Genomic DNA, 13,972 nt, shown 5'->3' on the forward strand with positions numbered 1-13,972 from the left:
CGTTCGACGACACCGGAATTGTTGAACGGGGCACAATCTCGGCCTTCCTGGTGGGGGCAGGGGAACGAACGGGATCACGGCGCCTGCGGAACGGGGAGACCGCAGGCGCGCCGGGCCTTGCTCAACTGCTCCTCGGGGTCGCCGAAGACGCTCCACGGCATGCGAGAGGCGTACGGGCCCATGGCCATGAAGACCGCCCGTGCCTCGAACGCGCAGTCCGCCATGAACAGGGCATGGGCCAGATAGGCCAGGTCCAGGACGGGCGTGAAGGGGTGGAAGCGCCGGTCCTGTACGTGGGGGAGCCAGTTCTGGTACGTCCCGAGCGCCGTGGACCGCCACTGGGTCTCCTCCCAGATGCGGCCGGCCAGCGGGGACGCGGGGTTGTGGCTCTCCACCAGGGCCACGAGCGGCAGCAGCCGCAGCGGTGAGGAGGACGGGGCCCGCTGGGCCAGGAAGGCGGCGACGTCCCAGGCGGCGTTCACGGAGCCGCCGTATCTGGCGAAGTAGAACGACTGGAAGCGGTGGTGGGCCTCGCGGTTCCAGGGGTCGAGCCGCAGGATGTGGGAGAACAGCTTCCAGGGGCCGGGCGGGGCGGTCAGCAGCCCTCGCGGGGCCGGGTCGCGCGGGCGCTCCAGACGGGCGAGGGCGAGCCTGGTCACCCAGGGTGTGGGGTCGTGGGGGGCGAGGTTCGCGGCGCGGTCGCAGGCGGCCAGGGCGATGCGGTCCAGGGTGACCAGGCGGTCGTCGTGCGTGTCGGCGGCGCGCAGCGTGCGCAGGGCGGCGACCCGGGCCCACAGGAGGGCCGACTCGGGACCCGGTTCCTCCTCCAGCCAGCGCTCCGCGAGGTCGGAATCCGCTGCTTCGGAGGCGAGAACGAGGGAGCGGTGGGCGCGTACACCGAAATCCGTGCGGGCTTGTCTGAGTACCTCGTGCGCACTGAAGTAGCGGCCGGCCCGCACATCCACACAGGCACCCGCGAGCTCACGATCGTCGGCTGCCGGATGCCATACGTATTGCCCCTCGAACAGCCCCGCGGCCATGTTCCCCCGCCGATCGCCACTTTCTGGTCAGCATGCACGGCCCGCGTGGTCAACATGCGTTTCACGGGCCGCACATGACACAGTACTCAGAATCAAGTTCGATCGAAACGGGTCACCCGAAATCACGGATTCCGCGCCATTGGTGGCTGGAATAAGTGGCGGGCATATGCTCAGCCGCGGGCCAGGATCACCGTCCCCGACGAGCAGAACCATCCGCCGGTTCCGGAGGCCACCGCCAGCTCCGGCAGGGCCCCGCCGGGCTTGCGCACCTGCCGCTCGCCCGCCTCGCCGCGCAGCTGCCGCACCGCCTCGACGAGCAGGAACAGGCCCCGCATCCCGGGGTGCTGGGCCGAGAGCCCGCCGCCGTCCGTGTTCGTCGGCAGCTCGCCGTCGCGCAGCAGCCGCCCCTTCTCGACGAAGGCGCCCCCCTCGCCCTTCCCGCAGAAGCCGAGGTCCTCGAGGGTCACCAGGGTCATGTAGGTGAAGGCGTCGTAGAGTTCGGCGACGTCGATGTCCCGGGGGCGCACCCCGGCCCGCTCGAAGGCGAGACGCCCGCTGACGGCCGCGGGGGAGACCGTGAAGTCGTCCCACTGCGACATCGACGTGTGCGAGACGTGCTCGCCGGTGCCCAGCACCCAGACCGGTGTTCTCGCGGTGCCGGGCACGTACTCCTCGGCGGCCAGCAGCACGGCCGCTCCGCCGTCGGAGCGGATGCAGCAGTGCAGTGTGGTGAACGGGTCGGCGATCACCGGGCCCGACAGCACCTCGTCGACCGTGATCGGGTCGCGGAACATCGCGTCCGGGTTGTGGCCGGCGTTGGCCCTTGCCTGCACGGCGACTTCGGCGAGCTGTTCCAGGGTGGTGCCGTACTCGTGCATATGGCGGCGGGCGGCCATGGCGTACTTGGCGATCAGGGTGTGCCCGTGGGGCACCTCGAACTGGAGGGGGCCGCGGGCGCCGTACGACAGGTTCGACGTGCGGCGCCGCGCCTTGATGTCGGCGCGTGCGGTGGAGCCGTAGACCAGCAGCACGGCGTTGGCGTGGCCCGCGGCGATGGCGTCGGCGGCGTGCGCCGCCATGACCTCCCAGGTGGACCCGCCGACGGAGGTCGAGTCGGCCCAACGGGGCCGCAGACCCAGGTAATCGGCGACCTCGGCGGGGGCGAGGACACCGAGCCCGGCCGACGCGACACCGTCGATCACGTCCCGCTCCAGCCCGGAGTCGGCCAGCGCGCGCCGCGCGGCCTGGGCGTGCAGGGCGTAGGGGGTGGCCTCGTCGACCCGGCCGCAGTCGGAGAGGGCTATGCCCACGACGGCGACCCTGCGGTTCCCTGAAGTCATAAATCTGACGGTACATCAGATACATGGCTCCGGGGGAGGCCGCCGCCTGTGCCGTCCCTCGCCGCCCCGCGGTCCGTTGCCCCCGCCCCCGCCCCCGCCCCCGCGCCCGCCGTGCGGCCGCGTCCCTGTCCATCTGGGGTCGGCGGCCCTACGATGACGCCCCCTTGAGTGACGGTCCGTCAGATAAGGAGGGCGTGCCGATGGACGCCTCGTTCACCGCCGAGCAGGAAGGGATCCGCCGCACCCTGCGCGAACTGATCGCCAAACGCTGCGGCCCCGACGAGGTCAAGGCGGCCGTGCGCAGCCCCGCCGGCCACGACACCGCCCTCTGGGGCGCCTTCGCCCGGCAGCTCGGGCTGCCCGGACTCTCCGTGCCCGAGGAGTACGGCGGTGTGGGCTGCGGCCCCACCGAACTCGCACTCGCCTGCGAGGAGACGGGCCGTGCCCTGGTGCCGAGTCCGCTCCTCGCCACCGCGGCCCTCGCCGCACCCCTGCTGCTCGCCCTCGGGACGCACGAGCAGCGCACCGCGCTGCTGCCCCGGATCGCCGACGGCACGCTGACGGCGGCCCTCGCCGTGCCGGGCGCGGGGCTCGCCGAGGCGCTCGGCCTCACCGGCGACAACCACGGCGACTGGTCCGGCGGCGGGCGCGCGGGCGGCGTCCAGGCGTCCCTGCGGGACGGGGCCTGGCGGCTGTACGGACAGGCCGAGCAGGTGCTCGACGGCCACAGTGCGGGCCTGCTGGTCGTGGCCGCGCACACGGGCGGGTTCGCCCGCTCCCGTACGCTCCTCTTCCTTGTGCGCGAGGGTGCGGGCGGCCTGGTCCGCGTACGCCGGACGTCCCTGGACGAGACACGGCCGCAGGCGCGTGTCGAGCTGCGGGACGTCGAGGCCGAACTGCTGGGCGGGGACGACCGGTGCGATGTGCCCGCGGCGCTGGCCGCCATGGGGGACACCGCGGCGGCGGTGCTCGCCGTGGAGGCGGTCGGGGCGGCGGACCGCGCCCTGGAGCGCACCGTCGAATACGTCGGGCAGCGCGAGCAGTTCGGCCGCCCGATCGGCTCCTTCCAGGCGGTGAAGCACCGCCTGGCCGATGTGTACGTACGGGTGCAGGCGGCCCGCTCGGCGGCGTACTACGGCGCCTGGGCCGCGGGCGGCGGGGGCCCGGCGGAAGAGCGGGGCGACGGGGCGGCCGGCGAGCGCGTCGGGGGCCTTGCGCTGGCGCAGGCGCTGGAGGCCCTGCGCACCGCCGCTGCCGAGGCGGTGCAGCTGCACGGCGGGATCGGCTTCACCTGGGAGCACGACGCCCATCTGTACTTCAAGCGGGCGGCGGGCGACGAGCTGCTGTTCGGCCCGGTGCACCGGCTGCGCGGGCACGCCGCCGAGCGCGCCGGTCTCTTCGCGGGGGCCGCCCCCGTGCGGGAGGTGGCGGTCTGATGCCACCCGGAGTCCGGCTGGTGCAGAAGGTGTCGTCGACCCGCGCCTTCGCGAAGGTGGCGCCCCGCTTCATCCCCGCCCTGGACCGTGCGGTGCACCGTCTCACGCGCGGAAAGGTGCTGCTCAGCGCCACGATGCTGCCGGGCGTCGTGCTCACGGTGCGCGGTGCGCGGAGCGGGCTGCCGAGGCGTACGCCGCTCGCCTGCATGCCGGAGCCGGCGACGTCCACGTGGATCCTGGTCGGGTCGAACTTCGGCCGCCCCGGCCATCCGGCGTGGACGGCGAACCTCCTGGCGCATCCGGAGGCCGAGATCAGCTGGCGGGCGCAGGACATCCCGGTGCGGGCGCGTCTGCTGGAGGGGGAGGAGAGGGAGGAGGCCTGGCGCGCGGTGCTGCGCTTCTGGCCGCCGTACGCGACCTACCAGGCGAGGGTTGAGCGACGGATCCGCCTCTTCAGGCTGACTCGCAGGTGACGCACGCGCGGCAGCGGCGGCCCGCGGAGGAGACACGCGAACCGCCGCTGCGCGCAGACAGGACGACGTCGAAGTCGGTGCAACGGCACTGACCCCGGCGGGACTTACTTCGTGGGCTTCTTTCCGGTCACGCCCAGATGGACCAACTGCGCCAGGCTCGGCTTGAGTTCGGCCTGCTTGACGCCCCAGGTCTGGAACCCCTTCTGGTGCGCGGCGACGGCGGCGAGCATGGCGACCAGGGACCCGGCGACCGCCGCCGGGCTCACGTCCTTGTCGACCCTGCCCTTGGCCTGAAGCTCCTTGATCGTGTCGACAAGAGAGTTGTTCACGGAGTTGAGGATCTTCATACGGATCTTGTAGAAGCGCTTGTCGCCCTCGGCCGCGCCGAGATCCACGACCCGCAGAATCGCGTCGTTCCTGCGCCAGAAGTCGAGGAATCCGTCGACGAGCTCCTGGGCGGTCTGCCACCCGGCCTTGCCGACCCAGGACCGCCCCGCCAGCAACTGGGTCAACCCGGCGCCCTCGGCGGCCATTTGCTCGGCCAGCTCCAGGACGGCGCCTTCGACGTCGGGGAAGTACTGGTAGAACGTCGCCGGTGACGTGCCCGCCTTCCGGGCCACGTCGATGACCTTGACATCCCGGTAGGGCGAGGAGCTGAGCATCTCGCCGAGGCATTCGAGGAGCTTCTGACGCGTCGCCTGACCACGCCGCCCGGCCACGCGGCCGTCGACGGTACGTACTTGTCCTGTCATGCCGTCAGCTTACCGAGGGGTGATCGGAGCGCGATTCGGCCGACTGCAAATGGGGTTGCCCCCCTGTGGGGCCTGTCCGCGGCGGCCCCCGGAGGGTCTTTCCAAGCGGCTTCCGGAGGCCTTCGGCGGGCCTCGGGGGACGGCCCGGGGGCGCTGTTCGAAGGTTCCGCCCTCCCGGGCGCGCCGCTGCCGGGGGGCGGGCGCCTCGCTCCCCCGGAGCTCCGTACGGACACCATCCGGCCTCCGTCACGACCCTCCGGGGACGTGCGCCGGACTCCTCCGGGGACTCCGTGTGCGCCGGCGTACGCGCACCGTGCCTGCTCCCAACGTTATCAACAGCCTGTGGATATCTTCGGTGGATAACTCACGTGTTCGAATCGATGCCCTGCGGGCCCACGGGAACCCGGTTAGCTTGACTGTGACGGGCGCCGTCCCATGGCAGCCGTCCGGCTGTGACGGTCGTCACTCTCGCACGGGAAGGTGCTGGCCGATGGCCACGTTCGCGGAAGGTGTCCCCTGCTGGGTCGACGCGATGCTCCCCGACGTGGAGGCGGGCAAGCGCTTCTACGGCGAGCTGTTCGGGTGGACCTTCGATCAGGGGGCGGGCGCCGAGTACGGCAATTACACCCAGGCCTACAGCGGCGGCGACCGCGTGGCCGCCCTCGTCCCTAAACGGGACGGCCGTATGCCCACCGTGTGGACGGTCTACCTCGCGACCCCGGACGTCCACGCACTCGCCGCGAGGATCCGCGACGCGGGCGGCCGGCTGATCACCGGGCCCCTCTCCGTGGGTGCCTTCGGCACGATGGCCCTGGCCGCCGACCCCGAGGGCGCGGTCTTCGGGCTCTGGCAGGGCGGTACGCACCAGGGGTTCGAGAAGCAGCGCGAGCCCGGCACCTTCTGCTGGACCGGCGTCTACTCGCACGACCCGGAGGTCGTGGACCCCTTCTACGAGGAGGTCTTCGGCTACCGGAGCGTCGACCTCGCGACGGCCGGGGTCGACTTCCGCACCTGGTCGCCCTCGGACGCCGAGCCCGGGCCGCATACGGCGATCGGCGGACGCAGCCTCGTCGCCGGGACCTTTCCCGCCGAGATGCCGGCCCATTTCGTCGTCTGCTTCGCCGTACGGGACTGTGATGCCGCCGTGGCCGACATCAGGGAGCTGGGCGGCCGGGTCCAGGTGCCGGTCTTCGGCATCCCGGACGGGCGGATGGCGGTCGTCTCGGACAACCAAGGGGCGTCGTTCGCCGTCCTTGAGCGGTGAGGCTGCTTCCGGCCGGGGTGGCGCAGGCGGCTCTCCGGGCGGGTGAGCCGGCTCCCCGGCGGTGCGGGCGGCTCTCCGGGGTCGTTCCGGCGGCTCATCGGACCGTGCGGGGGCTCATTGGAGTGAGACAGCTCCCGCGGGGGCGCGTAGTTGAGTAATGAACCTTCGGGGTGCGAGGGATTTGTCCCGAGACACCCCGATCCGGCCCCCGGTTCGCAAGCGGGGCCCGGGACAGGAAGAATCTGGGGTGCGTGCCGCCTGAGCGGTTCGGTGGTGAGACGCTGCACGGGGCCGCGTTTCCTCACGTCTTTGCGCGGCTCGTACGGGGAGGTGGCAGGCAAGTGGTGGGTCAGCTGACGCAGCACGATCCGAGGCGGATCGGACCCTTCGAAGTGCTGGGCAGGCTGGGTGCCGGCGGCATGGGGCTCGTCTATCTCGCCCGCTCGGCATCCGGGCGGCGAGTGGCGATCAAGACGGTCAGGACCGAACTCGCCGAGGACCAGCTGTTCCGTGTCCGCTTCACCCGTGAGGTGGAGGCCGCACGGGCCGTGTCCGGCTTCTACACCGCGGCCGTCGTCGACGCCGACCCGCGCGCGGCCGTCCCGTGGCTGGCCACGGCGTACGTCCCGGCCCCCTCGCTCGAAGAGATAGTGAACGAGTGCGGGCCGCTCCCGGCCCAGGCGGTGCGCTGGCTCGCGGCGGGTGTCGCCGAGGCCCTCCAGTCCATCCACGGCGCCGGTCTCGTGCACCGCGACCTCAAGCCGTCGAACGTCCTCGTGGTGGAGGACGGACCCCGCGTCATCGACTTCGGTATCGCGTCCGGTGTCTCGAACACCCGGCTGACGATGACCAACGTCGCCGTCGGCACGCCCGCGTACATGTCGCCGGAGCAGGCGAAGGACTCGCGCAGCGTGACCGGCGCGAGCGATGTCTTCTCGCTCGGTTCGACGCTGGTGTTCGCCGCCACCGGGCATGCGCCCTTCCACGGCGCGAACCCGGTCGAGACGGTGTTCATGCTGCTCAGGGAAGGCCCCGACCTGGAAGGCCTGCCCGACGAGCTGCGTCCGCTGATCGAGTCCTGCATGCAGATGGAGGCGACCGGCAGGCCCAGCCCCGCCGACCTCCAGGCGCAGCTCGCGCCGCACCTGTTCGCATCCGGCTCGGACGACAGCGGCACGGCCTCCGCCTGGCTGCCGGAGAGCTCCGTCGCGCTGATCGAGGCACGGCGGGGCGGACGAGCGCCCGCCGCCCCTGCCACCGGGCCGGGCGCCTCGGGAGGCGGCCGGGGCGCCGCGCCCGCCGTCCCCCCGCCCCCGTCGCATGCGCCGTCCGTCCCCGTGGCCACCCCGTCCCCGGACTCCGGTCCGGTGCGGCTGGCCGGGGCGAAGGTGCCGATCGGGCCCGGCCCGCGGGTGGCCGACGCACGCGCTGCCGCCGTGCGGGCCGCGCCCCCGGAGGCGGGCCTCGCCGCGACCTGGACGCGCTCGAAGCCGTCCGTCAACGGCGCCGACCCCGTGGCCGCCGCGCCCGTGGCACCGGTGCAGACCCCGGACACCCCGTCCGGCTGGCGGCCGTGGCGCTTCCGGATGTCCAACGAGGTGTGGGGCACCCCCGTCGTCGCCGACGACCTCGTCTACGTCACCTCCTTCGAGGTGCATGCGCTGGACGTGGCGACCGGGCGGCGGCGCTTCAAGACCCGGGACGTGGCCTGGTCGATGGCGGTGTCCGACGGGCGTATCCACGCGTCCGACGGGCCCACGCTCGTCGCGCTGGACGCCCGCGAGGGCTCCGACCTGTGGCGGCTGCCCTCCGACGGCTGGATCTACTCGCTGCGCGCCGACCACGGCACCGTCGTCACCGCCACGCGCGGCGGCGGCGTCCAGGCCTGGGAGGCCTCCGGCGGCCAGCAGCTGTGGGAGATCACCGGAGCCCAGACCGACTTCGAGGCGCCGGAGGCCGGGCCCGTCATCCACGACGGCACCGTGTACGTCTGGAAGGACGCCCGGCTGCGCGCGCTGGAGGCGCGCACCGGCGACGAGCGCTGGTCGTACCCGATCGGGGACGCCGCCTCCTGCGGCGGGGTACCGGTACGGCTGACGCAGGCGCCGGACGGATACGTCTACGTCGTCGCCGGTACCCGTGCCCTCGCGATCGACGTGGCGAGCGGTCATGTCCGCTGGCACTTCGAGGCGCCCGCGGTGTTCCTCTGCCCGCCCGCCTTCGCGCCAGGGCCTGCGGTGACCGGCGGCGGCGTCTACCTCGCCGACTACCTCGGCACGGTGTACGCCCTCGACGCCACCGACGGCCGCGACCGCTGGCGTATCGCGACCGAGGCCCGCGCCTCGGTCGAACCGGTCCTCGTCACCGGCGGTCACGTCCACGTGGGCAGCGGCAAGGGCCTCTACACCCTGGACGCGGTCACCGGCACGCCGCAGTGGCGGTTCCAGGCGGGCGGCGACATCGTCGGGTCGCCCGTGGTCGCCGAGGGGCGCATCCACTTCGGCTCCACGGACCATCTGCTGTACACGCTGAAGTCCGACGACGGGCGGCTGCGCTGGAAGCTCGCCACCGGCGGCGAGATCACCGGTGCGCCGGTGGTGAAGGCGGGGGTCGTGTACGCGTGCAGCAAGGACCGGTGCGTGTACGCGCTGGACGCGGAGAAGGGCACCGGCACCTCCCGCGCCTGACGGCGCGCCTGGGGGTGTCCTGCCCGTTCCGTCGCGACCTCCTCCCCGCCGCGACCCCCGCCCGGGCAGGCGGCGAGCGGCCGCGGGCCCCGGGTGTCCCGGATCCGCTACCGCAGCCGGTACCCGCCCCGGCGCCGCTCCGCGAAGAGTCCCGTCTGTCGGGACGGCGGCAGGTTGCCGAGGGCGATGAGGTGCGGTGCGAGCGTGAACGCCTGGGCGCGCGCCGCCTCCTTCGCCGCCCACACCGCGCGCACGGTGCCCTGCACCGCCTCGGCCGGATACGAGGCGATGACCTCGGCGCACTCCCGTGCCCGGTCCAACGACCGCCCGGGCTCGCAGAGTTCGGACACGAGCCCGATGGTGTGGGCGCGCTGTGCGGAGATCCGTTCGGCCGTCCCCATCAGCGCCATCCGCGCCACCTCGCCGTACGGCATCCGCTGCGCCATCGCCATCGCCTCGTACGCGCTGACCATGCCGTACGACGTGTGCGGGTCGAAGAACGTCGCCGTCTCGTCGGCCACCACGAACTCCGCCTCGCCGAGCAGATAGAAGGCGCCGCCGCAGGCCATGCCGTTGACGGCGGCGATCACCGGCTTCCACAGGTCGTTGGCCTTCGGCCCGGCGGTCAGCAGCGGATCGTCGACCGAGTACGGCGACGAGGGCTGGGGCACGTCGGCGGAGCGGTCGATGCCGGTGCAGAAGGCCTTGCTGCCCGCCCCCGTGAGGACGACCGCCCGCACGTCGTCGTCGAAGCGGAACTCCCTCCATACTCGCGTCAGTTGAGCGGCCGTCTCCAGGTCGACGGCGTTGTGCTTCTCCTCGCGGTCCAGCGTGACGACGGCGACGCCGGTGTCCTTGTCCCGTTCGACCCGCAGCGTCATGGGCGCTCCAGGACCCAGCGCGGGACCGCGACCCCGCCCACGTCGGCGAAGACGACCTGCACCCTGGCCCCGATGCGCAGCCGCTCCGGCGGCACCGAGTCCAGCGGCGCGCCGGCCCCGGCGACGACATTGCCGACGAGGCGGATGCGCGGGGCCTCGGCGAGCTCCACGAGGACGGCGTTGTACGGGGCGTGCTCGGCGTAGGCGGGCAGCAGCGGCGGATGCGGAACGACGTACGACCAGATCCGCCCCCGCCCGCTCGTCCGCCGCCATTCCACGGCGAACGACTGGCAGTGCGGGCAGCACGGCCGCGGCGGGAACCGCAGCTCGCCGCAGTCGGCGCAGGCCTGCACGCGCAGCTCGCCCCGGGCGGTGTACTCCCAGAACGGCGCCCCGTCGTCGTCGGCGACCGGCAGCAGCAGCCCGGCGTCCGTGGTGGTCCTCATCTCAGCTCCTCAGCAGTACGGCCGACGTGGGAACCCCTTCTCCCGCGGTGACCAGGCAGGTCGCCGCGTCCGGCACCTGCGCGGTGGAGGTGCCGCGCAGCTGCTTGACGCCCTCGGTGATGAGGTTGAATCCATGGACATAGGCCTCGCTGAGTCCGCCGCCCGCCGTGTTGAGGGGCAGTCGCCCCCCGATCTCCAGGGCGCCGCCCTCCGTGAAGGCGCCGCCCTCCCCGCGTCCGCAGAAGCCGTACCCCTCCAGTGACAGCGGGATCAGGGGGGTGAACGCGTCGTAGATCTGGGCGACATCGACGTCCTGCGGCCCGAAGTCGGCCTGCTTCCACAGGTGTCGGGCCGCGGTCCAGGCGGGTCCGGTCAGCGGGTCGTCGTTCCAGTAGTTGACCATGCCGTGGTGCTGGGAGGGCAGGCCCTGGGCGGCCGAGTGGACGTACACGGGCCTGCGCCGGCAGTCTCGTGCACGCTCGGCGGAGACGATCACGCAGGCGAGGGCGCCGTCCGTCTCCAGGCAGTTGTCGAAGAGGCAGAGGGGTTCGCTGATCCAGCGTGCCGTCATGTACATCTCGCGGGTCAGCGGGCGCTCGTACATCATCGCGGCGGGGTTCTGGTTCGCCCGGTTCCGGCAGGCGAGCGCCACGTTGAAGAGGTGGTCGCGGGTCGCGCCGTACTCGTGCATGTAGCGTCGCGCCAGCATCGCGATCTCGTCGGCGGGGCGCAGCAGCCCGAACGGCCGGGTCCACTGCGCGGGCGTCGGCAGCTGGACCGCGGTGTTGGTCCAGGGCCGTGGCCCGCTGCCGCGTTTGCGCGAGCGCCAGGCCACGCCGACGGTGGCCTGTCCGGTGGCGACCGCGGCGGCGAGGTGGGCGACGGTGGCGCAGGACCCGCCGCCGCCGTACCCGACCTTGCTGAAGAAGGTGACGTCCCCGGCGCCGATCGCCTTCGCGACCTCGACCTCGTCGGTCTCCTCCATGGTGTACGAGGCGAACCCGTCGACCTCGGACGGCGCGATCCCCGCGTCGTCGAGAGCGGCGAGGACGGCCCGGCAGGCGAGCGTCCTCTCGGACTCGGGAAGCCGTTTGGCGAAGGCGGTCTGTCCTATGCCGACGATCGCCGTAGCGTCCTTGAGTGTCGCCACTGAGCACCTCCGTGGGTCCGTGCGGGGCCGTGCGCCCGCCAGTCCGAACGGCTGACAGCGCGTCAGGCTACAGCTAATCTGACGGATAGTCAGCTACGGCGGTGACGGGGCGCCGGCGGATGCACCGGGGAGGTCTGCCATGGACGGTGAGGGCGCAGGAGAGGTCGTGGTCGCGGACGGGGGGCCGCGCGGAGACCTGGAGTGGGGGAGCATCCCGCGGCTGGTCCGCGCCGCCGCCGAGCGGTACGGGCCCCGTGAGGCCGTCGTCGACGGCCGTACCCGGATCTCGTACGCCGAACTGGGCGAGCGGGTCGAGCGGGCGGCGGCGGCCTGCATCGCCACCGGGATCCGCCCCGGCGACCGGGTCGCGGTCTGGGCACCCAACACCCTGGACTGGATCGTCTCCGCCCTGGGCGCGGTGAGCGCGGGCGCGGTCCTGGTGCCGCTGAACACCCGCTTCAAGGGAGCGGAGGCGGCGTACGTCCTGTCCCGCAGCCGGGCGCGCCTGCTCTTCGTCACGGGCACCTTCCTGGGCACCTCCTACGTGGCGTCCCTGCGCCGCGCCACCGCGGAGGGACCCGGCGACGGGCCGCTCCCGGCCCTCCCGCACCTCGAACAGGTGGTGGTCCTGGCGGACGACGCCCCCGCCGAGTTCCGCACCTGGAAGGACTTCCTGACGGCCGGCGACGGGGTGACCCCGCAGGAGACACGGGCGAGGGCGGACGCGGTCGACGGCGGGCACCCCTCGGACATCGTCTTCACCTCGGGCACGACGGGCCGCCCCAAGGGCGTGGTGATCACGCACGCACAGACGCTGCGGGGCTACGCGGTATGGAGCGACCTGGCGGGGCTGCGGGAGGGGGACCGCTACCTCATCGTGAACCCGTTCTTCCACACCTTCGGCTACAAGGCCGGCATCGTCGCGTGCCTGATGCGCGGGGCGACGATGGTTCCGCAGCCCGTCTTCGACGTGGACACGGTGCTCGCGAACATCGCGGCCGAACGCATCTCGGTCCTCCCCGGCCCGCCCACCCTCCACCAGTCGCTCCTCGACCACCCGGCCCGCTCCACGCACGACCTGTCGGCGCTGCGCCTCGTGGTCACCGGCGCCGCCGTGGTCCCGCTGCGCCTGGTGGAACGCCTGCGCGCCGAGCTGAGCGTGGACACCGTCCTCACCGCGTACGGGCTGTCGGAGGCGAGCGGCATCGTCACGATGTGCCGCCGGGGCGACCCACCCGAGACGGTCGCGGCGACGTCGGGACGGGCGATACCCGGCACGGAGGTCACCGTGGTCACCGCCACCGGCGAACCGGCGCCGCCCGGCACGCCCGGTGAGGTCCTGGTCCGGGGCTTCAACGTCATGCGGTCCTACTACGAGGACCCGGAGGAGACGGCGAAGGCGATCACCCCCGACGGCCGGCTCCGCACCGGCGACGTCGGCGTCCTGGACGAGGCCGGCAACCTCCGCATCACCGACCGGATCAAGGACATGTTCATCGTCGGCGGATTCAACGCCTACCCCGCCGAGATCGAACAGCTCCTCGGCCTCCACCCCGACGTCGCCGACGTCGCCGTCATCGGCATCCCCGACCCCCGCCTCGGCGAGGTCGGCAGGGCCTTCGTGGTGCGCCGCCCCAGCACGACACTCACCGCCGACGACCTCATCGCCTGGTCCCGCCGCGAAATGGCGAACTACAAGGTGCCGAGGGAGGTCACCTTCGTCCCCGAACTCCCGCGGAACGCGAGCGGGAAGGTGGTGAAGGGGGAGCTGCGGGACCGCGCGACGCGCTAGCCGCGCGGGCTCATACGGGCCAGGTGGTCACCTGGAGGACGTACACGCACTCGTGCCGCGCGACGGTGAGGTAGAGGAACATCCCACCGGGTACGTAGGCGGTCTGGACTCCCTCACCGGCGCCTTGGTGAGGGACCTCCGATGACGTGTTCTTCGTTCGGGTCGTACTCCCACCGCCAGCCAAAGCGTGTTGCAGATGGCCAGGGTCAGGGCATTGCCTTTGCATACGTGGGGTGTTGAGGGCTGAGCCGCTGTGGGTGGAGACGTTCACCGGCCTGCGGATGCGGCGGTTCGAGGGCTTGTTACGCGTGGTGCGCGAACGGGGTGGCGATGGCCCCAGTGACGGTGTGCCAGGTCGTCCAGCGGCTGCGGATTGTGGGCGGCACCCTGATTCTGGTCCGCGACCGCAAGGCCGGGGCTTCCTCGCGTAACTACCGGTTCTCGGCACGTGGGCAGGCCATCATCGACGCCGACACCAAACTCGTGGTCGCGGCGGCCAGGCCGGTACCCGGCACCACCGGTGATGCGAAGGCCTGGCGGGACTCTGGTATGGCCGAGCAGTGCGACGGCGTGACCGTGCTGGGCGACGGCGCCTACAACAACGCCGGTCGCACACATGCACAACCTAGCCCTCGCCGCAGGGGCAGAGCGCAACGAAACCGGGGTCTGACCTGACAAAGAGGCCGATGGATTGCACCTGCGCAGAGGCCA

Annotated in this window: 11 protein-coding genes and 1 pseudogene; 6 read left to right on the forward strand and 6 right to left on the reverse strand. The window is 72.5% G+C overall.

Going from position 1 to position 13,972, the window contains the following annotated elements:
* Positions 1-74 precede the first annotated feature (74 nt).
* Together ACWCP6_RS07145 and ACWCP6_RS07150 are read right to left on the reverse strand one after the other, a co-directional pair.
* Entirely contained in the window at positions 75-1,040 is a 966-nt protein-coding gene (locus ACWCP6_RS07145) for a hypothetical protein (RefSeq protein ID WP_450931351.1), read from the reverse strand.
* Between the two features lie 170 nt (positions 1,041-1,210).
* Positions 1,211-2,380, reverse strand: coding sequence for a thiolase C-terminal domain-containing protein (locus ACWCP6_RS07150; RefSeq protein ID WP_450931352.1), 1,170 nt, complete (start codon positions 2,378-2,380; stop codon positions 1,211-1,213).
* 200 nt (positions 2,381-2,580) lie between these two features.
* Between ACWCP6_RS07150 and ACWCP6_RS07155 the strand changes: the two genes are divergently transcribed.
* Both ACWCP6_RS07155 and ACWCP6_RS07160 read left to right on the forward strand, forming a co-directional pair.
* Positions 2,581-3,816, forward strand: coding sequence for an acyl-CoA dehydrogenase family protein (locus tag ACWCP6_RS07155; protein WP_450931353.1), 1,236 nt, complete (start codon positions 2,581-2,583; stop codon positions 3,814-3,816).
* A complete protein-coding gene (locus ACWCP6_RS07160; RefSeq protein WP_450931354.1) occupies positions 3,816-4,289 on the forward strand; it encodes a nitroreductase family deazaflavin-dependent oxidoreductase in 474 nt (157 codons plus the stop codon). The genes ACWCP6_RS07155 and ACWCP6_RS07160 overlap by 1 nt, the downstream gene beginning before the upstream one ends.
* Positions 4,290-4,393: 104 nt before the next feature.
* Here the strand turns inward: ACWCP6_RS07160 and ACWCP6_RS07165 are convergent, their stop codons facing one another.
* The gene (locus ACWCP6_RS07165; protein WP_450931355.1) at positions 4,394-5,041 is read right to left on the reverse strand and encodes a TetR family transcriptional regulator; all 648 of its coding nucleotides are present in this window, start codon (positions 5,039-5,041) and stop codon (positions 4,394-4,396) included.
* A gap of 490 nt (positions 5,042-5,531) precedes the next feature.
* On the opposite strand from ACWCP6_RS07165, the gene ACWCP6_RS07170 reads away from it, so the two are divergent.
* Complete coding sequence (locus ACWCP6_RS07170) at positions 5,532-6,305, forward strand: VOC family protein (RefSeq protein WP_450931356.1); 774 nt, start codon at positions 5,532-5,534, stop codon at positions 6,303-6,305.
* Positions 6,306-6,646: 341 nt separating this feature from the next.
* A complete protein-coding gene (locus ACWCP6_RS07175; RefSeq protein WP_450931357.1) occupies positions 6,647-8,992 on the forward strand; it encodes an outer membrane protein assembly factor BamB family protein in 2,346 nt (781 codons plus the stop codon).
* A gap of 107 nt (positions 8,993-9,099) precedes the next feature.
* Here ACWCP6_RS07175 and ACWCP6_RS07180 read toward each other — a convergent pair whose 3' ends face one another.
* Genes ACWCP6_RS07180 through ACWCP6_RS07190 form a run of 3 tightly spaced genes read right to left on the reverse strand, consistent with a single transcriptional unit; the run spans position 9,100 to position 11,469 of the window.
* Positions 9,100-9,873: an enoyl-CoA hydratase/isomerase family protein gene (locus ACWCP6_RS07180; protein WP_450931358.1), complete on the reverse strand. Its 774-nt coding sequence runs from the start codon at positions 9,871-9,873 to the stop codon at positions 9,100-9,102.
* On the reverse strand, positions 9,870-10,295 hold the full coding sequence (locus ACWCP6_RS07185; protein ID WP_450931582.1) for a Zn-ribbon domain-containing OB-fold protein: 426 nt from the start codon (positions 10,293-10,295) through the stop codon (positions 9,870-9,872). The genes ACWCP6_RS07180 and ACWCP6_RS07185 overlap by 4 nt, the downstream gene beginning before the upstream one ends.
* A gap of 25 nt (positions 10,296-10,320) precedes the next feature.
* Positions 10,321-11,469, reverse strand: coding sequence for a lipid-transfer protein (locus ACWCP6_RS07190; RefSeq protein WP_450931359.1), 1,149 nt, complete (start codon positions 11,467-11,469; stop codon positions 10,321-10,323).
* A 139-nt stretch (positions 11,470-11,608) separates the two neighbouring features.
* Between ACWCP6_RS07190 and ACWCP6_RS07195 the strand changes: the two genes are divergently transcribed.
* Complete coding sequence (locus ACWCP6_RS07195; RefSeq protein WP_450931360.1) at positions 11,609-13,261, forward strand: FadD3 family acyl-CoA ligase; 1,653 nt, start codon at positions 11,609-11,611, stop codon at positions 13,259-13,261.
* A gap of 224 nt (positions 13,262-13,485) precedes the next feature.
* A pseudogene (locus tag ACWCP6_RS07200) lies at positions 13,486-13,909 on the forward strand (transposase); the annotation flags it as partial.
* Positions 13,910-13,972: the final 63 nt, after the last annotated feature.

Source organism: Streptomyces sp. NPDC002004 (assembly GCF_053593975.1).